Origin of the sequence: Enterococcus sp. RTP21361st1_A6_RTP21361_211029 (genome assembly GCF_040910045.1) — a bacterium.
GTDB lineage: Bacteria > Bacillota > Bacilli > Lactobacillales > Enterococcaceae > Enterococcus_D > Enterococcus_D gallinarum.
Genome location: NZ_JBDGBK010000169.1, coordinates 1 through 2658, shown reverse-complemented (window position 1 = coordinate 2658; position 2658 = coordinate 1). Strand labels below are relative to the sequence as shown.

The 2658-nt window shown below is 35.2% G+C and carries 3 protein-coding genes; 2 read left to right on the top strand and 1 reads right to left on the bottom strand.

The annotated features are described in order from the left end of the window. Window positions 1–273: 273 nt before the first annotated feature. Window positions 274–1440 carry an IS256 family transposase gene (locus AB5Z52_RS16565; RefSeq protein WP_021150677.1) on the bottom strand — a complete coding sequence of 389 codons (1167 nt, stop codon included), beginning with the start codon at window positions 1438–1440 and terminating at the stop codon, window positions 274–276. Between the two features lie 435 nt (window positions 1441–1875). On the opposite strand from AB5Z52_RS16565, the gene AB5Z52_RS16560 reads away from it, so the two are divergent. Next, on the top strand, window positions 1876–2223 hold the full coding sequence (locus AB5Z52_RS16560; RefSeq protein WP_003127874.1) for a helix-turn-helix transcriptional regulator: 348 nt from the start codon (window positions 1876–1878) through the stop codon (window positions 2221–2223). Then, the gene (gene arsD / locus AB5Z52_RS16555; protein WP_005469942.1) at window positions 2201–2578 is read left to right on the top strand and encodes an arsenite efflux transporter metallochaperone ArsD; all 378 of its coding nucleotides are present in this window, start codon (window positions 2201–2203) and stop codon (window positions 2576–2578) included. Before AB5Z52_RS16560 ends, arsD begins: the two co-directional genes overlap by 23 nt. Window positions 2579–2658 lie beyond the last annotated feature (80 nt).

The following is a 2658-nucleotide window of genomic DNA, read 5'->3' as shown; positions in this document are numbered from 1 at the left end:
CTAAGCCAACTGATTGAGAATTAGAAACAATCTGCAGTAGGGAAGAATCATTTACACAAAATTATTGACGCTCCCTCTTATAAATTAGACAAGAGAAAATAAATATTCCATATCTACTTTATTGGATCCATAACATGACTAAATTCTGAATACTTTTTAAAGCTTATCATTTGGTAAAACTGAATATAAGTTAATTATATAGACTGAAAATTTAGTCAAGTCCATAAAATTGTGTAAAATACAGTACACTGTTTTAAAGCTTTAACCTATAGGTTAAAATTGAATATATTTTCTGGTAGAGCTTAGCCAGTCTTCGTGACGGTCAATAAGAACTGCACCGATTAAACGATTGGCAGAGGCGTGATTCGGAAAGATTCGGATAACTTTTTCTCTGCGTCTGACTTCTTCATTTAACCGTTCAAGAAGATTCGTGCTTTTTAATCTCGATTGACCTTTACCGACAACGGCGTATTGAAAGGCATCTTCGAATCCTTCATCTAGTTTTTCACAGGCTTTATGGTATTTTGATTGTTCGCTATAGGCACTTACTATAGTATTTTTAGCCTTGCGAGCCGTTTCAATATCCGTAAATTTGAAGAGTGCTTTGACTTCTTCTCTGAAAGGTTTTGAATCTTTCTTAGGGATACAATTGAGGATATTACGCATAAAGTGAACCTGGCATCGTTGCCATGAAGCGTTTGTAAATGACTTCTTGATGGCTTTGACTAAGCCTTTGTGGGCATCGGAAATGACCATTTCCACTTCACTTAACCCTCTGGTTTTGAGGTAGTCGAAGAAGAGAGACCAAGTTTCGTCACTTTCTTCATCTTGAATCATAAAGCCAATAATCTCACGCTCTCCATCTTCTGATATGCCAATCGCTATATGGCAGCTTTTAGATACGACACGATGATTCTCTCTGATTTTGATGTAGATAACATCTGTCATAACATAAGGGAAAGACCTGTCTGATAGAGAACGATTTTGCCATTCAGAGACCATAGGGTCTAACTGGGCAGTTAAACTGGAGACAAAGGATTTAGAGACTGATTTACTGCATAGTTCTTCAACGATTTGAGAGACTTTACGTGTAGAGACACCAGAAATATACATCTCTAACATAGAGGCTAACAAAGCCTTCTCATTGCGTTGATACCGCTCAAATACAGTCGGTGCAAATTCACCGTCGCGTGTTCGGGGAACTTTCAACTCAAGAGAGCCAATACGAGTCGTTAATTCTCTTTCATAATAGCCGTTGCGTTGGCTTCTTCGATCGTCTGATCGTTCATAGTTTGTGGCTTGAATATAATCTGTTCGCTGCTCGTCCATCAACTGATTAAATACAGTTTGTAAAATTTGTTTAGCCGCATTATCTTTGACCGACTGGTCAATTAAACTTTGAATATCTTCTGTTTCCAGTGTAAAATGTACTTGGGTCATATGATTGCCTCCTGGGTATGTTTTTAGTGGTTAAAAACATTGTACCGTAAAGAGGCGTTCATATGGCCTTTTTGCTTTTACATAATTATATGGACTTTATCGAAAATTTTGAATTTTCAGAATGGAATAACTTAAAAGTACTGACAAAATTTTTTAAAGGGGCAATATTAATGTTCTGAGATAATCAAATCTTACCGAAAATATCAAAAGCCTAATGTGACACAATCTGATTGTTTTACATTTGATGAATTAAATCTATTAGATCGATATACCAATATGAAGCATTAACATTGATAAAGAAAATTATCGATGTTAATGCTTTTTTGGTTCTATTGATTATTCATCAAGCATAAAAAATACAGAAACGATTGACGATTTATAGATATTTATCTATATTAATGCATAGATAAGCGTCTATGTTCAGGAGGATTAAGTATGAACTATGATGAAATGTCAGTAATGCTTAAAGCACTTGCTGATCCAAAACGGTTAAAAATCATTGATATATTGTCTTGTGGCAGCTTATGCGCATGCGATATTTTAGATCATTTTGATTTTACTCAACCGACCCTTTCACACCATATTAAAGTATTAGAAAAAGTTGGTATTGTGCTTGTTACCAAAGATGGAACATGGCACAGATATCAATTGACAGATAGCTTTGTAGATCAATTTATGGGTTCAATGATGCAATTATTTTCTAATGAAGAGAATTGCATTTGTGATACATCAAACTGTAATTGTAAAGAAGAAAAAGAAGATGAAAAAATTGGAACTATTTGAACCAGCAATGTGTTGCTCAACAGGAGTGTGTGGACCTTCTGTAGACGAAGAATTACTCATGGTGACTTCAGTTTTTGAGACATTTGAGGGAATAGATTCAGTAGAAGCTTCACGTCATAATCTTACAAGTGATCCAGATGCTTTTGTTAATAACTCCACGATTTTAAAGTTGTTACAACAAAAAGGAAATGATATTTTACCAGTTACATTGCTAGACGGAGAAATTGTCAAAGAAGGATCTTATCCTACGTTAGAAGAATTTGGAAAATATGGTGCGATTCACTTTGTTGCTCAGCCGGTTAATAACTCTGGTGGATGCTGTGGAGGAAATGATGGAAGCGAAGGCTGTTGTTAACAGCCTCAGACTGTAGACAAAGTCCATTTTATGGATGATGTCTACAGTCTTTTCTTTTATAATAGATTTATGAAAACGAA